The 18,733-nt window shown below is 62.0% G+C and carries 19 protein-coding genes; 6 read left to right on the top strand and 13 right to left on the bottom strand.

Annotated elements, in window-relative coordinates:
* The first annotated feature begins 41 nt into the window (after positions 1–41).
* Positions 42–416, top strand: a complete 375-nt coding sequence (locus FZX09_RS07280; protein ID WP_226401581.1) for an AbrB family transcriptional regulator — start codon at positions 42–44, stop codon at positions 414–416.
* On the opposite strand, the gene FZX09_RS07285 is transcribed toward FZX09_RS07280, so the two are convergent.
* The gene (locus FZX09_RS07285; protein WP_226401679.1) at positions 401–1,069 is read right to left on the bottom strand and encodes a riboflavin synthase; all 669 of its coding nucleotides are present in this window, start codon (positions 1,067–1,069) and stop codon (positions 401–403) included. The genes FZX09_RS07280 and FZX09_RS07285 overlap by 16 nt on opposite strands.
* A gap of 49 nt (positions 1,070–1,118) precedes the next feature.
* On the opposite strand from FZX09_RS07285, the gene FZX09_RS07290 reads away from it, so the two are divergent.
* Entirely contained in the window at positions 1,119–1,667 is a 549-nt protein-coding gene (locus FZX09_RS07290) for a bifunctional nuclease family protein (protein WP_226401583.1), read from the top strand.
* Complete coding sequence (locus tag FZX09_RS07295) at positions 1,664–2,785, top strand: aldo/keto reductase (RefSeq protein ID WP_226401585.1); 1,122 nt, start codon at positions 1,664–1,666, stop codon at positions 2,783–2,785. The genes FZX09_RS07290 and FZX09_RS07295 overlap by 4 nt, the downstream gene beginning before the upstream one ends.
* Here FZX09_RS07295 and FZX09_RS07300 read toward each other — a convergent pair.
* Genes FZX09_RS07300 through topA form a run of 5 tightly spaced genes read right to left on the bottom strand, consistent with a single transcriptional unit; the run spans position 2,774 to position 8,701 of the window.
* Complete coding sequence (locus tag FZX09_RS07300) at positions 2,774–3,814, bottom strand: ABC transporter substrate-binding protein (RefSeq protein ID WP_226401681.1); 1,041 nt, start codon at positions 3,812–3,814, stop codon at positions 2,774–2,776. The two genes, FZX09_RS07295 and FZX09_RS07300, sit on opposite strands and share 12 nt — an antisense overlap.
* Positions 3,783–4,967 carry a nicotinate-nucleotide--dimethylbenzimidazole phosphoribosyltransferase gene (locus FZX09_RS07305; protein ID WP_226401587.1) on the bottom strand — a complete coding sequence of 395 codons (1,185 nt, stop codon included), beginning with the start codon at positions 4,965–4,967 and terminating at the stop codon, positions 3,783–3,785. The genes FZX09_RS07300 and FZX09_RS07305 overlap by 32 nt, the downstream gene beginning before the upstream one ends.
* Positions 4,939–5,592, bottom strand: a complete 654-nt coding sequence (locus FZX09_RS07310; protein WP_226401589.1) for a DUF2232 domain-containing protein — start codon at positions 5,590–5,592, stop codon at positions 4,939–4,941. The genes FZX09_RS07305 and FZX09_RS07310 overlap by 29 nt, the downstream gene beginning before the upstream one ends.
* Entirely contained in the window at positions 5,589–6,002 is a 414-nt protein-coding gene (locus FZX09_RS07315; RefSeq protein WP_226401591.1) for a hypothetical protein, read from the bottom strand. Before FZX09_RS07315 ends, FZX09_RS07310 begins: the two co-directional genes overlap by 4 nt.
* On the bottom strand, positions 6,002–8,701 hold the full coding sequence (gene topA, locus FZX09_RS07320; protein WP_226401593.1) for a type I DNA topoisomerase: 2,700 nt from the start codon (positions 8,699–8,701) through the stop codon (positions 6,002–6,004). Before topA ends, FZX09_RS07315 begins: the two co-directional genes overlap by 1 nt.
* A gap of 111 nt (positions 8,702–8,812) precedes the next feature.
* Between topA and FZX09_RS07325 the strand changes: the two genes are divergently transcribed.
* Both FZX09_RS07325 and FZX09_RS07330 read left to right on the top strand, forming a co-directional pair.
* Positions 8,813–10,384 (top strand): NAD(P)H-quinone oxidoreductase subunit N, encoded by a 1,572-nt coding sequence (locus FZX09_RS07325; protein WP_226401595.1) that lies wholly within the window; start codon positions 8,813–8,815, stop codon positions 10,382–10,384.
* A complete protein-coding gene (locus FZX09_RS07330; protein WP_226401597.1) occupies positions 10,377–11,075 on the top strand; it encodes an ABC transporter ATP-binding protein in 699 nt (232 codons plus the stop codon). The genes FZX09_RS07325 and FZX09_RS07330 overlap by 8 nt, the downstream gene beginning before the upstream one ends.
* Before the next feature lie 66 nt (positions 11,076–11,141).
* Here FZX09_RS07330 and FZX09_RS07335 read toward each other — a convergent pair whose 3' ends face one another.
* Genes FZX09_RS07335 through FZX09_RS07350 form a run of 4 tightly spaced genes read right to left on the bottom strand, consistent with a single transcriptional unit; the run spans position 11,142 to position 14,250 of the window.
* On the bottom strand, positions 11,142–11,867 hold the full coding sequence (locus tag FZX09_RS07335; RefSeq protein ID WP_226401599.1) for a biotin--[acetyl-CoA-carboxylase] ligase: 726 nt from the start codon (positions 11,865–11,867) through the stop codon (positions 11,142–11,144).
* A gap of 49 nt (positions 11,868–11,916) precedes the next feature.
* Positions 11,917–13,107 carry an aminotransferase class I/II-fold pyridoxal phosphate-dependent enzyme gene (locus tag FZX09_RS07340; protein WP_226401601.1) on the bottom strand — a complete coding sequence of 397 codons (1,191 nt, stop codon included), beginning with the start codon at positions 13,105–13,107 and terminating at the stop codon, positions 11,917–11,919.
* A complete protein-coding gene (gene trxA, locus FZX09_RS07345) occupies positions 13,094–13,420 on the bottom strand; it encodes a thioredoxin (protein WP_226401603.1) in 327 nt (108 codons plus the stop codon). The genes FZX09_RS07340 and trxA overlap by 14 nt, the downstream gene beginning before the upstream one ends.
* A 56-nt stretch (positions 13,421–13,476) precedes the next feature.
* Positions 13,477–14,250, bottom strand: a complete 774-nt coding sequence (locus tag FZX09_RS07350; RefSeq protein WP_226401605.1) for a PspA/IM30 family protein — start codon at positions 14,248–14,250, stop codon at positions 13,477–13,479.
* A 64-nt stretch (positions 14,251–14,314) separates the two neighbouring features.
* Here FZX09_RS07350 and FZX09_RS07355 point away from each other — a divergent pair, with 64 nt between their 5' ends.
* Positions 14,315–14,836, top strand: coding sequence for a DUF721 domain-containing protein (locus FZX09_RS07355; RefSeq protein WP_226401607.1), 522 nt, complete (start codon positions 14,315–14,317; stop codon positions 14,834–14,836).
* Between the two features lie 11 nt (positions 14,837–14,847).
* Here the strand turns inward: FZX09_RS07355 and FZX09_RS07360 are convergent, their stop codons facing one another.
* From FZX09_RS07360 to FZX09_RS07370, 3 genes are read right to left on the bottom strand one after another with little or no spacing between them, the layout of a single operon-like run.
* Positions 14,848–16,677 carry a glycosyltransferase family 39 protein gene (locus FZX09_RS07360; protein ID WP_226401609.1) on the bottom strand — a complete coding sequence of 610 codons (1,830 nt, stop codon included), beginning with the start codon at positions 16,675–16,677 and terminating at the stop codon, positions 14,848–14,850.
* Positions 16,652–17,761: a glycosyltransferase gene (locus FZX09_RS07365; protein WP_226401611.1), complete on the bottom strand. Its 1,110-nt coding sequence runs from the start codon at positions 17,759–17,761 to the stop codon at positions 16,652–16,654. Before FZX09_RS07365 ends, FZX09_RS07360 begins: the two co-directional genes overlap by 26 nt.
* The gene (locus FZX09_RS07370) at positions 17,758–18,699 is read right to left on the bottom strand and encodes a DMT family transporter (protein WP_226401613.1); all 942 of its coding nucleotides are present in this window, start codon (positions 18,697–18,699) and stop codon (positions 17,758–17,760) included. The genes FZX09_RS07365 and FZX09_RS07370 overlap by 4 nt, the downstream gene beginning before the upstream one ends.
* Between the last annotated feature and the right edge of the window lie 34 nt (positions 18,700–18,733).

Here is an 18,733-nt window from a genome sequence, read left to right on the forward strand (position 1 = left end):
TTGGCGAGCATGGCCAGAATTCAGTTGAATTAACTCCTGAAATGCTGGTCGGCAAGGAACTGCTCGACAAGGCCAGATCGCTCAGCAATCGGCCTGAAGATGACATCGCTCGCGGTTGCGGCTACGTCGGCCCAAGCGGACGTCTGCTGAAAAAGAGTTTTTATCGGGCCCTAGTGGAGGCCAAAGCGGCGGCCCAGGGATGGCAATTGCCGAAAAGCAGCAGCAGTAGTTCCTCAGGCGGCAGCCGTGGTCGCCAGGCCGAATTCCGAACCCGTGTGCATGGCAACGGCAACCTGCTGATCGGCCACGCCTACACCCGTCGGCTCGGCCTGGAACCCGGCCAGGAGTTCAAGATCGAGCTCCAACGGGACTCCGGAATGATCGTTCTGCAGCAGATGGATCAAGACCAGCCGTGAGCAGCCAGCCAGTTGGCTGACAGCTCATCATCCCTTTTTCGGCCTTCGGCGTTTCCGTCTTCGGCAGCGGTGGCATGCAGCAACCGCTCGGCATAACGGGCCAGTTGATCGGCCTCCAGGTTCACCGTGTCCCCGACAGCAAGGTGCCTCAGGGTCGTTGCCTCCCAGGTGTGGGGGATGACAGCGAGAGTGAACGTCGATCCATCAGCTGAACATTCAGCCACCGTGAGGCTGATTCCATCCACCGCGATGCTGGCCTTCTCACAGACATAACGGCCGAATCGGGGTTCCGACCAGCGGATCGACAGGGCCCAGGAGTGGGGAAGGGTCTCCAGATGGGTGACTTCACCGGTGGCATCCACATGACCGCTCACCAGATGACCACCAAGGCGGTCGCTCAGCCGAAGCGCCGGCTCGAGGTTCACCGCTCCACCACGGTCCGCCTTGCGTCCCAACGTGGTGCGGCGCAGGGTTTCCTCACTCACATCGGCGCGGAAGCCATCCCCCATCAGCTCTGCCGCCGTGAGGCAAACGCCATCCACAGCCACGCTGTCGCCAAGGGCCAACGGGGCAAAAGGAGCGCAGCCCCAAACCACCACAGCCCCTGCACGACGCTCGATCCTTCCCTCTGACTGCACCAGCCCCGTGAACATCGCTCGCAGCGGCTCTCTGGCCATAATCGGATAGAGCCGCGCCGCCGACATGGTCGAAATGAGCGTCGCCGGAATTGCTCTCGATGCCGCCAGCCGCACACCCATGCTGCTATTGCGAGATCCAAGCGGTCGACGTCAGGTCCCGATCTGGATCGACCAGGCGCAAGCCCACAACATCATGGCCGGACTGCAGGGGGGAGCACCACCACGCCCCCTCAGCCATGACCTGATGGCAGCACTGTTGGTGGCTGGGGGGCTCGAACTGGAGCGCGTGATCGTCCACGCAATTGAGGACAGCACCTTTCATGCCGTCTTGAAGCTGCGACCTGATCTGGACGAAGCGGAGTTAGCTGAGAACGAAGTGCTCGAACTGATCGAAGTGGATGCCCGACCCAGCGACGCCATTGCGCTGGCGATCCGCACCGGCAGCGGGATATGGATGCTGGAGGAGGTGGTAGCGGAAGCCTCGATCCCGGTGGATGCAGAGGCGGATGCTGAAGATCAAACTGCCTTCAGCCGTTTCGTCGACGACCTCAGCCCTGCGGCCTTGGTGCGCCATCTACGCAACCAAGACAGCGAAGCACCCTCGGAGGAGTGAAAACCCGCGCCTTCGGCAGCGGCCGCCCCGTCAGCCTGTTCAGCCTGGGCACGATGCGTGCCCTGAACTCAGCGGCCCAGATGGCCGAGGTGCTTGACGCGGCAGCTGCAGCTGGAATCAATCACCTGGAAACCGCCCCGGCCTACGGACCTGCAGAACGTTTTCTGGGAGAGGCTCTTCGCCAGAACAGCCAGACAAGATCAGACCACTGGGTGATCACCAGCAAACTGCTGCCAGGGCTGAGTTTCGCGGAGGGACAACGCCGCCTTGATCAGATTCTGGAGCGGCTGGGCTGTCCACAGCTCGACAACCTCGCCATCCACGGCATCAACCGGGAGGAACATCTGGACTGGGCCCTGATGGGTGATGGATCCAGGCTTCTGGACTGGGCCCTCAGCAGCGGCCGCGTCAGCCAGGTGGGCTTCAGCAGCCATGGCAGCAACCCGCTGATCGATCGGGCGCTGCGCAGCCAGCGCTTCAGTTTCTGCAGCCTGCACCTGCATTGGCTGGATCCCCAGCGCCTGCCCTTGGCCCGTTGGGCCCTTGAGCAAGGCCTCGGTGTGATAGCAATCTCCCCTGCCGACAAAGGCGGTCGCCTACAGGCCCCCAGCCCAACACTTGTGGAGGACTGCACCCCCTTTGCCCCCCTTGAGCTGGCTTACCGGTTCCTGCTGGCAAAGGGCATCAGCACCCTGACCGTTGGTGCCGCCGCTGCAGGCGATCTTCAACTTGCCGCAACACTGGCGCAGGAGGATGGCCCCCTCAGCCAGGCAGAGCAACAGGCCCTGATCACGGCAGAAAGGCGGCAGCAGGAACGCCTCGGCCAGGGGCATTGCAAGCAGTGTCAGGCCTGCCTCCCCTGTCCGAACGAGGTTCCGATTCCCGAACTCTTGCGGCTGCGCAATCTGGCCATAGGCCATGGGCTCACCGCATTCGCGCAGGAGCGCTACAACCTGATCGGCCGTGCCGGCCACTGGTGGGAAGAGAACGATGCTTCGGCCTGTGAACGCTGTGGGGAGTGCCTTCCCCGTTGCCCGCATCACTTGCCCATTCCTGATCTGTTGGCAGACACCCACCAACGCCTGGAGGCTTCACCGCGGCGGCGACTATGGAGCTGAATCTCGCCAGAGCTCTTCCAAGGCACTCCGGTCGTCTGGCAACAGCGGTGGCAGTGACCAGCAGCGTGACCAGGTGTCTGCAGAGGGAAAGAGCAGAGGCCGCAGACGCGCCGAAAGGGCCTTCTGATCCGCCATCGCCCCTGACGATGCAATCGGCACGCGCCATCCCTGCTGCACCAAGCGGCGACGCAGGGGATCCCGCCATCCCTGCTCGACCCAGCTCTGGGGCATTGGTTCAGGACTGGCCTCCGGACGGAGCAGAACAGTCCAGTGCAAGGGGGCACCGGAGGCAGGCAGCACCGCCCGAAGACGGGGATCCCGCCCCAGCAGCGTGATGCAGCGGTTGAGCGGTAGAACCACCAGCTTGGCCTCACCCTTGAGCAGCCAGTTGGTGGCTTGCCGGTCGTCGTAGGTGAGGACCTGGCGACGCAGCGCACTCAAAGCCTGACCTCCGCCCAGATGGTCCGCCAGGCTCATCACCAAGCGGGGGCTGGAGGGCAGAACCACACGTCCTGCCATGGAGGAATCCAGGAGAAGAGGCCAGCCCTTCTGGGTCATGGCCGGGTCATCCCGAAACAGCATCACCCAGGGGCTGACGGCCAGCGGCAACACCCGATCCTGCAGAGCACCGAGGTCAGCCAGAAGAGCCTTGGCCTGACCATCCAACTGGCTGAAGAGCAGTTGAGAGTCGATGGGCTGGAGTTTGTCCGCTGGATGGGCATCCAGCCACCCATCACCCATCACCAACAAATCGGCATGCGCCTGATCCGCCGGCGTCCAGTCCTGCTGGGCTGGGGCCAGCGTCAGGCGCCAGGGCTTGGGCAAGGCATCAGCCCACACTTTCGGCAAAACCCCAGCCGGAGCCATCAGTGTTGGTGCGGCTGTCGCAGGACGACAGCCCGCCAAGAGGACGGTACCGGTCGCCCCGATCATCTGGAGCACTTGGCGCCGGCTCAGGGGACCCAACCGCTCACTCCAGACGTTCATGGGCTTGACGTTACGGGGCGGCTGAGAGCTGCTCCAAGGCATGCTCACAATCCAGCACTAGGTCGTCACAGGACCAACCGCGCAGCTGTGCGAGCAGCAAGAGGGCTCCGGCCCCCACCCCTTCTTTCACAAAGCCCCGTTCGTAGTCCCTTAAGGGTTGATGGGTACTGCTGTGAAAACGCACACCACAGGCCAAGACGGACAGTGCGGCAGCCAGGTGGCTCGCGGTGGCATCCACCAACCCGCCAAAGGGGGACTGACCCGCAGCAGCCGCACCCTCATCAGCGAGCCAGCCGGTGGTGCCGATCAGCACCTGGGCCGCGAGGTGTTCCCGCTGTGGAGCGGGTAAAGCCTGCATCGCCAAGGCCAGAACAGCCAGCATCTGGCAACCGCCCCCCAGCAACAGCGGTTGTCCCGCCGAAACCGCACCCACCAAGACCCCTGCGGTAAAGGCCTGAAAAGGGTCACCAACAGCAGCCAGAATTTGCTCGGCCGAAGGATGCGCGCCAAGGGACGCTCGCTGCAGCCCTCTGGTAACGAGCTCTTGCTTGAGCTGCTGCGGCGGATGAAGAGCACTACCGCTGATCAGATGGGCAACCTCCACACCGAGGGCCGTCAACACCGCTTGAGCGGTTGTGGTGCCTCCTGGAACACACTCCGCCACCACCAGGGGGCGTTGCAACCGCTGCCCCAGCAGCTCTCCCTGTCGCCACAAATGCTGCACCCGCAGCAAAGGCATCGCCGCACCCGTGGACAAACAGGCTGAGGGCCCTTGATCCAGGGGCTCAATATCCAGGTGGGGAAAATCGGGTTTCTGGGCCAAGCCGAGGGCCGCCACCTGCGGCGTCAACTTCAAGCGTCGCGCCGCGACGTAACTGAGCAGGGCGGGGGAGACCCCAGCGGGCAGCGGCGGCAAGGGCCAACGGCGCTGTTCAGCCGGACCACGGATCAGAATCTCCGCATCAGCCAGGGCGGTGTAACGCCGCGAAGCCACGGTGGAGCCAGCGGCAGAGATCCCCTCATGCTCCGCCGTTCGTGTGGCCGCCAGAACGAGCAACAGATCCAGCGGTTGCTCGGTGGAGGTCCAGGGACGAAGAACCGCTGCATCCAGAGCGCTTGCACCGAGACCTCCCAGCTGCTTACAGCCCTCAGGCAACACCGAGGCTTCAGAGGGGATCGAGGGCAATGAGTCCATGCAGCAGCTTCGGGGGCTCCGGAATCGGTGATTTCAGGCGGGGAAAGATCCAGTACGCCAGAGCATGAAGGGACAGGACGTAGATGACCTCCTGAACCACCACCAACAGCAGCGCCATCAACTGCACCTGGGTGAGATCCGGTGTGATCGGCAGATGAAGCGCCGCAATCAAGCGGTCGAGCAGAGCGGAGCCAGCCCGGGTGATCACCACCCAGAGGTTTTCTCCCAGCAGCAACGAGAGCACGAGAACTCGGACCAAAAAACCTGCTGTTCCAAGAACGATGCCCCCCGACCAGCTCAGCCACCAGCTGACCCCCCGGCACCAGCTCCAGCCCAGCCACAGCGACAAAAGCCCGTAGGGAAACAGCAGCAGCGGCCCACGCAAAGGACCCATCAAGGCCGTGAGCAGAAGCACAGAGAGCAGCAGGCCCTCGGCGCCGGAACGGCTGCCGCGCCGTAACTGCAGCAGGATCAGGGGAAGGGGAAGGGCCAGACGGAAAAGCGCACCACCCACCGGTAAGTAGTAGAGGGCTAACCAGATCAGCCCCGTCGCGGCAGCGAGATACGCCCCCTCAACCAGCCTCAGAGCCTGCTGGCGGCTCAACCGGGGCGTCGCGTCGGTCATGGTTCGACCCGCTCAATCCGTTCCACAGCGAAGCCAACATCCGCCTCGCGCAAGGCGCGGGTGACGGCTTCCGCAGGAGCGGCAGGGTCGGCTCCGGCCAAACGGATGGTGATCCGGTAAGGCGCCTGGGGCAGACGTTGGGATGACACCGTCCGCGGTTTTGGCTGCGGCACAGGCTCAGGGGCATTCTCTGCCTCAGGCCGGAAAACAGGCTCGGCCGCCGGTGCAGAGGGGGGATCAGCAGTGGGACTTGCAACCGTTGGGCTGGTCTTCACAGCCGGGACGGGCGTAGTTAGCTGCACCGTTCTGTCTTCAGGCACCGCAAAGGATCGCTCCAACTGCTCGGCGACTGGTGTACCGGCACAGGCCTGCAGGAGCCCCACAGGCAGCAGCCAAAGCAGACGTGCCATCAACTGTCAGCCGGCTTGATCACCCGCACCGCACTGGCCCTAAGCCGACCGGTCTTAGTCGTGGCAGGAGGTTTCTTGGCGGCTGGTTTTTTGGCAGCTGGCTTCTTCGCCGCCGGTTTTTTAGCGGCAGTTTTACGACCGCCCTTTTTCGATGCTGCCTTGGCGGCAAGCAGTTCCACCGCCTCCTCAATGGTCACATCGTCAGCACCTTTGCCTTCAGGCAGCGAGGCATTCACCTTGCCCTGTTTGACGTACAGGCCGTAGGGGCCGTCATAGACCTGAATCGTTTCATCACTGCCCTCCGGCTTACCGAGGTCCTTGAGGGCGGTGCGTCCACCCCGACCCCGCTTGGGCATGGCCAGCAGCTCAAGGGCACGGCTCAGTCCCACCACCAGAACATCGTCATCCCCCTTTAGGGATCGGTAATCCTTCTCGCCTTTGCCCTTATCCCAGACGACATAGGGGCCAAAGCGGCCCAGCCCCGCCTGAATGCGCCCTCCATCGTGATGTTCACCGAGAAGCCGCGGCAAGCGGAGCAGTCCGAGGGCATCCTCCAGAGTGAGATCTTCCGGCTTCTGCCCCTTGGGCAGAGACGCGCGCTTGGGCTTGGGATTCTCATCACTCACCTGACCCCGCTGCACATACGGGCCGTACTGACCGAAGAGCAGGTAGACCAAATCACCCGTTTCGGGATCCTCACCGATGGCTTCAGGGCCGTCGGCTTTCTGTTTGAGGATCAGTTCGGCCTGCTCTTCATCCAAATCAGCCGGAGTGATCTCCCGGGGCAAGGTGGCCTTGATCAGCTCTTCCTCACCGTCGTCGCTGACACGTTTGGACTCCAGGTAGGCGCCAAAACGGCCGATACGAACCACGGAGGACAAGCCCTCCAGATCGATGGTACGGGATGCACCTGGGTCAATGTCCCCTTCCCGCTGCTGCACCTGGGTTTCCAGGCCCTCGTCACCCTTGTAAAAGCCCTCCAGGTAAGGCAACCACTGCACTCTGCCGTGGGAGATTTCATCGAGGGTGTTCTCCATCCGGGCGGTGAAGCTCGTGTCCACCAGTTCAGGGAAATGCTCCTCGAGCAGCGCCGTCACGGCAAAGGCGGTGAAGCTGGGGGTAAGGGAGTTACCCACCAGCGTGGCGTAGCCGCGATCAACGATCGTTCCAATGATCGAGGCGTAGGTCGACGGCCGGCCGATGCCCTCCTTTTCCAGCATCTTCACCAGCGATGCCTCGCTGAACCGTGCCGGCGGCTGGGTCTGATGGCCGAGAGGTTCGACAGTCTTCGGCTCCGGTGCATCGCCAACGCTCAACGCCGGCAACAACACTTCCTGCCCCTCAAGGGCCGCATCGGGATCATCACTGCCCTCGACGTAGGCGCGGAAGAAACCGGGGAAGTCGATGCGCTTGCCGCTGGCCCGGAAATTGGCCTCGCCTGAGCTGAGATCAACCGACAGCATGGTGAGCCTGGCTTCGGCCATCTGACTGGCCACGGTGCGCTTCCAGATCAACTCATAGACCGCCAGATCTCGCCCATCCAGACCAGTCTCACCGGGGGTTCGGAAGCTTTCGCCCGACGGACGAATCGCTTCATGGGCCTCCTGGGCATTGCGGGCTTTGGTACTGAACTGCCGCGACCCATTGCTCAGATACTCCTTGCCGTAGAGGCTCTCCACGCAGCTGCGTGATGCATTTATCGCCTGATCCGACAAGTGAACCGAGTCGGTCCGCATGTAGGTGATGAAACCGCGTTCGTAGAGCCCCTGGGCACAGCGCATGGTTTCCCGGGCTGAGAGGCGTAGCTTGCGATTGGCCTCCTGTTGGAGGGTACTAGTGGTGAAGGGAGGCACCGGCTTACGCACGGTGGGTTTCTCTTCCACCGCGTCCACCGTCCAGGCGTTGGATCGCACGGCTTCAGCCAACGCCTTGGCCTCGCTCTCGGTAAGCAGCCGAACGGCACTGCCCGCCTTTAGCCCGCCGGTGCTCTCGTCAAAGTCGATGCCAGTGGCGATCCGCTGGCCACCCACGTGGGTGAGCTTGGCCTCAAAGGCGCTGCCCGACTGCTCAAGTTGGGCCTTGAGGTCCCAGTAACTGCCGCTGCGGAAGGCACGCCTGGCCCGTTCCCGTTGGACTAGGAGCCGCACTGCAACGGACTGCACCCGCCCTGCAGAGAGTCCCCAGGCCACCTTTTTCCAGAGGAGAGGGGACAGGGTGTATCCCACAAGGCGATCCAAAATGCGCCGGGTTTCCTGGGCATGAACCAGCTCCATGTCCAGGTCGCGGGTCTGGTCAAGTGCCTTGCCGATGGCTTCCTTGGTGATCTCGTGAAACACCATGCGCTTCACCGGCACCTTCGGCGCCAGCAGCTGGAGCAAGTGCCAACTGATGCTTTCGCCTTCCCGGTCTTCGTCCGTTGCCAGAAGCAACTGATCAGCACCCTTGAGAGCGTCCTTGAGTTCGCGAACCGTCTTCTTCTTGTCCTTTGGGACCACGTACAGCGGCTCGAAATCCGCGTCGGTGTTCACGCCGAGATTGGCCCATTTCTGCCCCTTGGCCGATGCCGGAATCTCGCTGGCGTTGTTAGGGAGGTCGCGGACGTGCCCCATGGAGGCTTCAACTTTGAATCCCTTGGGCAGAAAGCCACGGATGGTTTTGGCCTTCGTGGGGCTTTCAACGATGACGAGGGTGTGCGCCACTAGCGGCAGGTGAACCGTTCCCCTTCTTTATCGCACCGAGCAGCGCTCTGCATGACCGTTGGCGCGTCAAGCGCCGCTACAGTCGCCGCAGCGCAATGATTCCAGGCTGCCATGCCCGATATGGGTGCATCCATTCTCGCCACCCAGGCCATGGCTGCCCCTGGTGAGCTGCTGAATCTCTCTCTCAACGCGTCTGCCGTACTGCCCGAAGCAGCAGTGCTGCTGGCGATGATCGCCACCCTCTTAGTGGATCTGGCCGGCGAAAAGGTCGCCACTCGCTGGGTGCCCCCGATTTGCTACTTCGGCCTGGGGAGCTCCCTGGTTCTGCTAGCCCTGCAGTGGAATGCACCCCTGGAGCCCTCCTTCCTCGGGGCCTTTCTCGCCGACAACCTGGCAGTGGCCTTCAGGGCTGTGATTGCCCTGTCCACTCTTCTTTCGCTACTGATCAGCTGGCGTTATGCCGAGAAGAGCGGCACGCCTGTTGGCGAGTACGCAGCCATCCTTCTCGCCGCCACCCTCGGCGCCATGCTTCTTTGCGGGGCAACGGATCTTGTGAGTGTGTTCATTTCGCTAGAAACGCTATCCGTCGCCAGTTATCTGCTGTCGGGCTACATGAAGCGGGATGCCCGCAGTTCGGAAGCAGCACTCAAATATCTACTTGTGGGATCGGCAGCTGCTGCTGTTTTCCTCTATGGGTCTTCCCTTCTCTACGGCCTGAGCGGCAGTACCAGCCTTGACACCATCGGCCTAGCCCTGCAGACCAGCTCCACACCGCTGGCCGCTTTGGCCCTGGTATTTGTCTTGGCCACCGTTGCATTCAAGATCGCTGCCGTTCCTTTCCACCAGTGGACGCCTGACGTCTACGAAGGCTCACCAACCCCTGTGGTGGCGTTCCTCTCCGTGGGTTCTAAAGCAGCCGGTTTCGCCTTGGCTCTTCGCATCCTGGTGGGTTGCTTCGGTGCCTTTGACGATCAATGGAAATTACTTTTCACCGTTCTGGCGGTATTGAGCATGACCTTGGGCAACGTTGTTGCCCTCGCACAGACCTCGATGAAGCGGATGCTGGCCTACAGCTCGATCGGCCAGGCCGGCTTCGTGATGATCGGCATGGTCTGCGGCACCGAGGACGGTTTTGCAGCCATGATTTTGTACTTGGCGGCCTACCTGTTCATGAACCTTGGGGCCTTCGCCTGCATCATCCTCTTCTCGATCCGCACTGGAAGTGACCGAATCTCCGATTACGCCGGGCTTTACCAAAAGGATCCCCTGATCACCCTCGGCCTGAGTCTTTGCCTGCTTTCCCTGGGTGGGATTCCCCCAATGCTGGGGTTCTTTGGAAAGATCTATCTGTTCTTTGCCGGTTGGGCGAACCACCAGTACCTGCTGGTGGTGGTTGGCTTGGTCACCTCTGTTATCTCTATCTACTACTACATCTCAGTCATCAAGATGATGGTGGTGAAGGAGCCCCAAGAGGCCTCCGATGTGGTCAAGGCCTATCCCGACGTGAACTGGTCGTTGATGGGGATGCAGCCTCTACGGGTTGCCCTAATTGGATGTGTGGCCATTACAGCCGTTGGCGGAATCCTCTCTAATCCCCTCTTCCAGTGGGCCAACACCGCTGTTGCAGGAACTCCATTGCTTCAACAGGCCATCGCCCTCTCCAGCCTGAAGGGCCTTGGCTGAGCCTGCGCGACCGCCTGTTGCTGAGCTCCGGGGTATCAGCAAGATCTACGGATCAGGTGATCTAGAAGTTAAAGCCCTTGATCAACTGAATCTCACCGTCCGGGAGGGGGATTACTTGGCGGTGATGGGTGCCAGCGGCTCCGGCAAGAGCACAGCAATGAACATCCTTGGCTGCCTCGACCGGCCCACCAGTGGGACCTACCGGCTCAATGGCATGGCCGTTGAACAGTTTGAGGACGATGCGCTAGCCGACGTTCGCAACGGCTCGCTCGGGTTTGTCTTTCAGCAGTTCCATCTGCTCGGCCACGCCAGCGCTATAGAGAATGTGATGCTCCCGATGATTTATGCGGGGGTGCCCAGGGACGAACGGATCGAGCGTGCCCAATCGGCCCTGCGCCGCGTTGGTCTGGCGCAGCGTCTGGAGAACAAGCCCAATCAGCTCTCGGGAGGACAGCAACAACGAGTTGCCATTGCCCGGGCCATCATCAACCGCCCCAGCCTGCTGCTGGCGGACGAACCCACAGGGGCGCTGGACTCCAGCACTACCGCCGAGGTGCTGGAACTGTTCGATGAACTCCACCAACAAGGCATCACCCTGGTGATGGTGACCCATGAGGACGATGTAGCAGCCCGAGCACAACGAATTGCTCGCTTCCAGGATGGTCGGGCTCTCACAGGATGCCCACAATAATTCCAGTATCCCTGCACTAATGGAGGAGACGGCTGCGCAGAGAAACCCTATGGATGGGCCACCAACTCAGGGCCAGCGGCGCCAGGTTTCGGTCCTTGAACCCTGACGCAAACGAAGTCCTCCATCGCGTTCCAGGCCAGCAATCCTCCAGATCTGACCATCTTCAGGATGGACGAGCTGATCTGACCAGAGCCGGGCCTGAACGCCATCGAGGCACCAGGCCCCATCGCCTCCGACGCCGTAACAGTGATCGAAGGCCAGCAAAACCTCCGCCGTCCACCTGATCGGATCCGCAGCCTGCTGCCCTTCCAGCCTTCGCAGGGCAATGGCATGACCAGGAACCGAATTCCGCACATTCAGGCCCAGGCCGATGCGCAGCAAACGCAGCTGGGAGCCCCGCTGCACCACCCCAGGCAGAAGGCCCGCCAATTTGCGACCGTTCACGAGCAGGTCATTGGGCCATTTGATCTGCACCGAAAGGCCCTTCTGCTCAAGCCGTTGCACCACCGAGAGGGCCAGCGCCAAGCCAAGCAAGCCTGCCTGACCGGACCCATGGCTCTGCCAGGGCAATGCAGCACTAATCCAGACACCACCTGGCGGAGAAACCCAGGCGCGCCTCCATTGACCGACTCCCCGTCGCTGGTGGGTAGCAATGACGGCGCGAGGCCCCATCAACGAGGGCTGATCGCGCAACCAGGTCCCCAGCAGCTCCTCCGTGCTGCTGCACACAGGCACGTGCCAGATGGTCCAGTGGCGTGCCGAGGCACCTGCGAGGCGGCGATACGTCGCCATCAACCGGCCACCACCATGGTGTGGGCATCGATGTCGCGGCATGCGTGGATCAATCATCCATCGCATCCGCGAGACGCGATGCAGCGTCCACCAACTCACTCACCGGCCGCACCAGCGCCATGCGCAGCCACTGGCGACCGCCGCCACCAAACCCAGACCCAGGGGTCAAGGCGACACCACTGCGCTGAAGCAGTTCCCTCGCTGCATCTTCATCACTCCAACCCCGATGCTTGACCACATCAGGCAAAGGGAACCACAGGTACATTGCCATCTCTGGACAGGGAACTGACCAACCGCGTGCCCTGAGGGTTTCGACCACACGATCCCGTCGTTCGCGATAGATCGGATGCAGTTGCCGCGGCCAATCGGGGAAGCGTTGCAAGGCCTGGATCGCACCCTGCTGCAGGGCGAGGCTCTGGTTGAAATCAATGACGGCTTTGGTGCGACGCAGTGCCTCAATCAGGGGTGCTGCACCAACCGCGAAACCGAGCCTGAACCCCCCAAGGCACCAGCCCTTCGAGAGGGAGAAGAATTCGATTCCGCACTGCCTCCAGTTCGGAGTCTGCAAAAGCGAAGGAGGCTCTCCATCCAGGGCGAGATCCACATAGGGATTGTCGTGAGCGATCACCACATCGTGCCGAGCCGCGATCACCGTGATGCGATTGAGATCCTCCTGATCCCCCACTCGGGCTGAAGGGTTGTGGGGATACCCAAAAACGAAAAGCTTCAGTTGCTCCCAAAGCTGGGGGCTGATGATCGACAGATCCGGCCGCCAGTCGTTTTCAGGGGAGAGGGCCAAGGCCTTGGTCCGGGCTCCCGCCAGGTGCAACCCACCGGTATGGGACGGATAACAGGGATCCAGATGCAGGGCAGCGTCACCGGGATCAAGCACCGCCAGCGGCAGATGGGCGGTTCCTTCCTGGGATCCCACCAACAACTGGACTTCATGATCAGGATCCACCGCAACGTCGAAGCGATGTCGACACCAGTCCGCGATGGCGGCATGGAAAGGCCTTAATCCGGCTTGAAGGCAATAGGAGCTGCTGTTGGACTCCATGACCGCTGAGGCCATGGTGTCCAACAACGCCTTGGGTGGCCGAAGATCAGACGATCCGATGGAGAGATCCACCAGATCCGAACGTACCGAAGAAGACGCCTCGAGCCGATAAGCGTGCTTTGCAGCATCAACACGGGCAAAAACAGCGCTGCCCAGCGAGGCCAGTCGCTTAGAGGTTGGCATCCAAGAAGGACTGCAGCTGCGGTTTGGCGATGGCACCTTCATGCCTCGCCACCACTTCACCGTTGCGGAAGAGGATCAGCGTGGGTATGCCCTGAACCTGATAAGCGTCACGGGTCTGGGGATTGGCGTCCACCTCGAGCTTGCCGACGCTGACGCGATCGCCGTAGTCGCTTGCGACCCAATCCATTAATGGAGCGATCAGTCGGCAGGGGCCGCACCAGGCAGCCCAGAAATCGATCAGGACCGTGCCGGAAGCCTTGAGGACTTCACGTTCAAAACCAGCATCGGTGAAATCGGCAACAGCTCCAGCCAAAGCACTCAAATGACTGAACTGATCTTATGGAAAGCCGGACGACTTTCCTGGGTTGATCAGAGCTTGTCGATGGATCGCTTCAAGTCTTCGAGTTCGGCATCCACCTCTTCCACCTGCACGGGCTTCACGGCCTCGGCCTCATCGGAGGCGGGGAGCGCAACGGCTTCCGGGCCTCTCTTCAGCTGAGCGCGCAACGCCTCGAGATCATTGTCAACGCCGCCACCGCTTTCCAAAGCCGCGAACTGACTCTCCAGATCAGATCCAGCCAGCTCAGCCGCGGCCTGACCGGTGGCCTCCAGGGCCTCCACCTTTTCCTCCATCCGCTCGAAGGCCGCCATGGCGGAATCGGTGCCGATACTGCCGACGGCGCTTTGCAACTGCTGCTGGGCCTTGGCTGCCTGTGCTCGAGCCTTGAGCATGTCCTTTTTGGTCTTGGCCTCGGCGATCTTTCCTTCAAGGGCAACCAGACTCTTCTTGAGCGATTCCACCTGGCCGTCTTGGGCCTGAACCTGGGCTGTCAGCGAGGTCGCCGTCTCCTGGAACGTCTTGCGCCGGGTCAAAGCTTCCCTAGCCAGCGATTCCTCACCCTTTTTCAGAGCCAGCTCGGCACGCTCGTACCAGGTCTTGGATTGAGCTGCAGCCTGTTCAGCCTGGCTGCTCAGACGCTTCTGACTAGCGATCGCCAGGGCGACGGCCTGACGCAACTTGACCAGATCCGCCTGCATATCGGCGACCGATTGGTCGAGGATCTTGGCGGGGTCCTCCATGCTGCTGACAGCAGCGTTGGCGTTGGCACGAACCAGCCTGCTCAGCCGATCAAAGAAACCCATGACTTGGCCCTAGACGCGCTGAGATTAGCGAGGTTCCCGCAATGGTTCTGCCTAGAGTTAGACCATGGCGGTTGCACCTGAATCCCAACGGCGTCGCCTACCGGGCTTGGAGCTGCTCCAATCAGCTGCACCAGCGCCGGCGGAACCCTTAAAAACCTGCCTGGGCGCTCTTCAGAGGGAGTGGCGCAAGGATGACCATCTGGCAGCGCTATGGCAGGACTGGCCGAGAGTTGCAGGAGCGCAACTGGCACCGCACTGCCGACCCTTATCGCTGCAACGCGGGGTGCTGACCGTGGGAGCCAGCCATCCCCAATGGCGCCAGGCTCTCCTCTACAACCGGCCCCAGCTCATCAGCGCCCTGCATCAAGCAGGCCATGCGGTGCGTGATCTGCGTATCCAGCAACACCACCCCCTTCAATCACCTGTGCTGGAAAGCGAAGCCAGCGTCTGGGCCGAGCATCCGAGCCGTACCGATGTCCATGGAATGGGGACGTGCCCGGACTGCAGTCGACCAGCTCCCAACGGAGAAATCAAGCTCTGGGGGCACTGCGGTTTTTGCCATCGCCAGACCTTGTCAACGTCTTAAGGCTCAAAGCCTCAATACCGCTCCGGACGCGGCTCCCGCCAGTCGGCATCGACGCCGGCGATCTTCAGAGTTTGTGCCCGTTCTTCAAGGCGACTGCGGTCCAGACGCCACACGTCGTAAATCCCGATCTGACCAAGCAACTTAGGGTGGAGGTCGATCCAATGGTCATGTTCTGCCGTGCCGCGATCGATCAGAACCAACACGGTGCTGGATGCAGCCGGGCTCCCGAGGGGGTATCCACTCCAGCCGCGTCGCTGTTCATGGGCCAGGCGATCCGCAATGTTGACCAACGCCCCATCGGATTGACCTTCGTAGACGATTACTTGATCTGTGTAGAAATGCAGAGAAGGCTTCATGGCGCCAACCATGACCATGGGCTCTCCACTGCGCTGTTGCGACAACATCAGTGAAGCTGCGTCGCGGACCGGTTGCTGACGCAGTCGATCGGCGAGCTCGGCGATGGGGATCAGCGCTGTGAGATGAAATCCGAGCAGACAGCCCTGCATGGCCAGCAAGGCCTTAGCGGCAGCACGACGCTGAAGCAACAGACAGGCTCCAAGCGCGGCGGCAGCGCTGAACCAGACCGCAGCCCAGTTCAACAGACCGCTGGCCAGCAAATCCAGCGACAGCGTCGGCATCTCCGGATCGTCGATCAAGGGAACCCAGAGCGATCCCAGCCAAAACCCAGCGACCAGGACGGCAATCAGCGCCAGGCAAGTTCCCCACGCCATCCGTTGCCAGCGCGATGAGCCCAGCGTGGCCTGGGCCACCAACAGGGCCGCTGCGGGGGTGGCGGGCAACCAATAACTGGGGAGCTTGGTGGCTGCGGTGGTGAACAGCAGCAGCACCGCCAACAGCCAGCAAGCTGCGAATTGATGTAACGAGTGCTCCGGAGCGACCGGCGATCGGGGCACCCGCGCCAACCCCAACAGCAGAAAGGGCGTGAAGGGCAAGGCAGCCACGAGCATCACCGGCCCGAAAAACCACCAAGGCTGGAGGTGGTCGTTCACCACGGAGGTGAAGCGTTGAAGGTTGTGGTAGCCAAAAAAGCTGTCCCAGAAGGGCTGTCCTTCCACCAGCAACTCCAGGGCGTACCAGGGAAGGCTGATCAGAGCGGTGAGCAGCAACCCGGGCAGCGGGCGCAGCCTCCGCCAGGGCTGAACGAGATCCCGTCGCAACGCTCCGAACATCAGCAGAGCGAGTCCTGAAAGCACCACAGCGACCGGCCCCTTGGCCAGAACTGCGAATCCGAGGATCACCCAGGCCGGCCACCAGGCCACCTCTTGGGGGGCGGCAAAACGCCGCCACTGCAGCAAAAAGCTGAGACCCAGCAGGCCACACAGCAGGGCATCACTCACCGCGGTGCGGCTCCAGACCAGCACCAGGGGGGAAAATGCAAATGCCAGCGGTGCGACCAGGGCCGTCAAACGCGGACGCACATCGCCTGAGAACGGCCAGCGCAGCACGGTATCGGCAAGGCCCAGCATCAGCCCGACCGTGGCTAGGGCGGAAGGAAGCCGTGCCGCCCAACTGCCGAGAGGATCCCAAACCTCACGTCCGGGAAAGGCATAGCCGAACCCCATGAGCCAGTACACCAGGGGCGGTTTGTCGTAACGAGGTAAGCCATTCACCCGAGGCGTCAGCCAGTCGCCGGTGTCAGCCATGGCCCGCCCGGCTGCGGCAAACAACGGCGGAGTTTCATCCACCACGCCTGTAGATCCCAGCCGCCAGAACGTGATGACGAGTCCCAGGGCCAGCACAAGCGCCAGAACCTGGCGCCGCTGTCGTCCTGAAACATTGACCGACAAGGGACTCTTAGCTTCTGAGGTTGATGCTGACATCCGCCATCAGTCCTGTTCGGACCCAAGATTCAACACGCTGACTGAAGACATCACAGGAAGCATTCTCCTCAGCCCAGCTGCGGCAGTGAGAGCGCTCAATGCTGCCAACGCGCCGCAAAGCCTCAGTAAGGGCGGCAACATCGTCGGGCGGCACCAACCAGCCTGTGCGACCCGAACAGATCAGCTCCCCGGGTCCACCGCGGTCATAGGCAACGACCGGAACACCACAGGCAAGGGCCTCAACCACAACGTTGCCGTAGGCCTCGTTCCATTTCGGTGTGTTGATCAGAGCGCGGCAATGGCCCATCTCCTGCTGCAGCTCCTGGGTCGATCGAAATCCACGCCAGTCGATCGTGTCTTTGGGAACACTCGACTCCACCTGTTGCGCATAGGCGTCGTCCTCACGCAACCCCCAAACCAGAAGCTGTTCACCCAAGGCAGCCGCAACGGCAGCAGCATCCTCCAGACCCTTTTCCGGAGCGATGCGGCCCGCCCAACCCAGGGGGCCATCGGTCTGGCGCTGAAAGGTGTAATTGCTGAGATCAAATCCGTTGCCCACAACATTGGCGGGAGGGGGGAGCCGGAAATCAGCGGCCTGGCGGTGGGTGTGAAAGGCAAGGCGACGTGAATCCCAGGCGGCGACGGATTCGATCACATCGCGCATCACCGCAGCCACATCTCCCATGCTCACGAGATGAAAGAGCCTGGCGCTGACCCGTTGCGTCAGCCACAGCGGCAGCCAGTCATACCCACCGTTGATGACAGCGTCGGCAGACTGCCCCGCATCGAGCGCGGCCTCCCAGAGAGCCGGCAGAAGACTGTTGCGGGGAATTTCGACCGGTGCATGCTCGGCGGCATGCTGCCAGCTGGGCTGATTCACACCCTCCACCTCCAGCAGCTCAACTCCGCTGCAGTCGGCGGGCAGCGTGGAGCCCTTGGCGGCCACAACCGTGAGCCTGTGGCCCCGCCGAACCAACCCCTGCACCAAGGATCGGAGGGTGAGCTCCACACCACCACCCTCGCCACTGCCGAGAGCCCCGATGGGCGTGTTGACGATGACGAGGTGAAGCGGCGACAAGGTCATGACGAGGGATCCGTAAGCGGCAACGGCTCCCAAAACCGGCGCCGTTGACTGACGAAGATCACCGACACGAGCACCAGCACGACACCGATCCACTGGAGCAGATCAAGGCGCTCTCCCAGCAACCACCCACCAGTGGCCAGCGCAAACACAGGGGTGAGAAATCCCAGGCTGCTGAAACTGGTGAGATCGCGCTGATTGGCGAACCAGAAAAACAATCCGTAGGCCAAGGCGCTTCCGAGCAGGCTCGCGTAACCCATGCGCGCCCAGTCCGTTGCCGTCCAGGCCAAACCAGCATCTGTGCCCTGGAGGGCATGAAGCCCGAACAGGGGAAGCCCCCCCAGCACCATGTGCCAGGCCGTGACGGTGACTGGATCGCTGTGGCGTGAGGCAAAGCGGATCAAGACCGTCCCAGCAGCCATGGCGAGGGATGCCAGCAACATCCAGCCTTCACCGGGCTGAAACAACTGCTGCACCGCCGGCGGATCAGCCAGCAACCACCAATGTCCCAACAGCTCAGAGGGCAGGCCAATGCAGACGATTCCCGCCAAACCGATGGCCAGCCCCATCCAGCCGATGGGATTGATCGACTCCCTGAAAAGAGCACGTGCCATCAGGGCAACCAGCAGAGGTTGGCAATCAATCAGGACGGAACCGAGACCCGCTCCTGTGCCCTCCAACCCCCGTGCCAAAAGGCCTTGAAACAAAGTGGCATCCACCAGGGTGAACAAGAGGAACCAAAGCAGATCACGAGAATCGATCGCCAAGCCACGGCCGGTCCACTGGCCCCAGAGCAAAAGAGCCAAACCGGCGGGCACGAGGCGAAAGCCAGCAACCAGCCAGGGCCCTGCGCTGGCGAGCAATGGCGCCATGGCGGTCATCGCCGTTCCCCAAAGCGCAAAGGGCAACACCATCAGAAACCAGAGTCGCAATGACGGCATGGATGAGCGCTTGGGTGCTCTTTTTAAGATCTGG

The sequence above is a fragment of the Synechococcus sp. MU1643 genome (genome assembly GCF_020514095.1).
Lineage (GTDB): Bacteria > Cyanobacteriota > Cyanobacteriia > PCC-6307 > Cyanobiaceae > Parasynechococcus.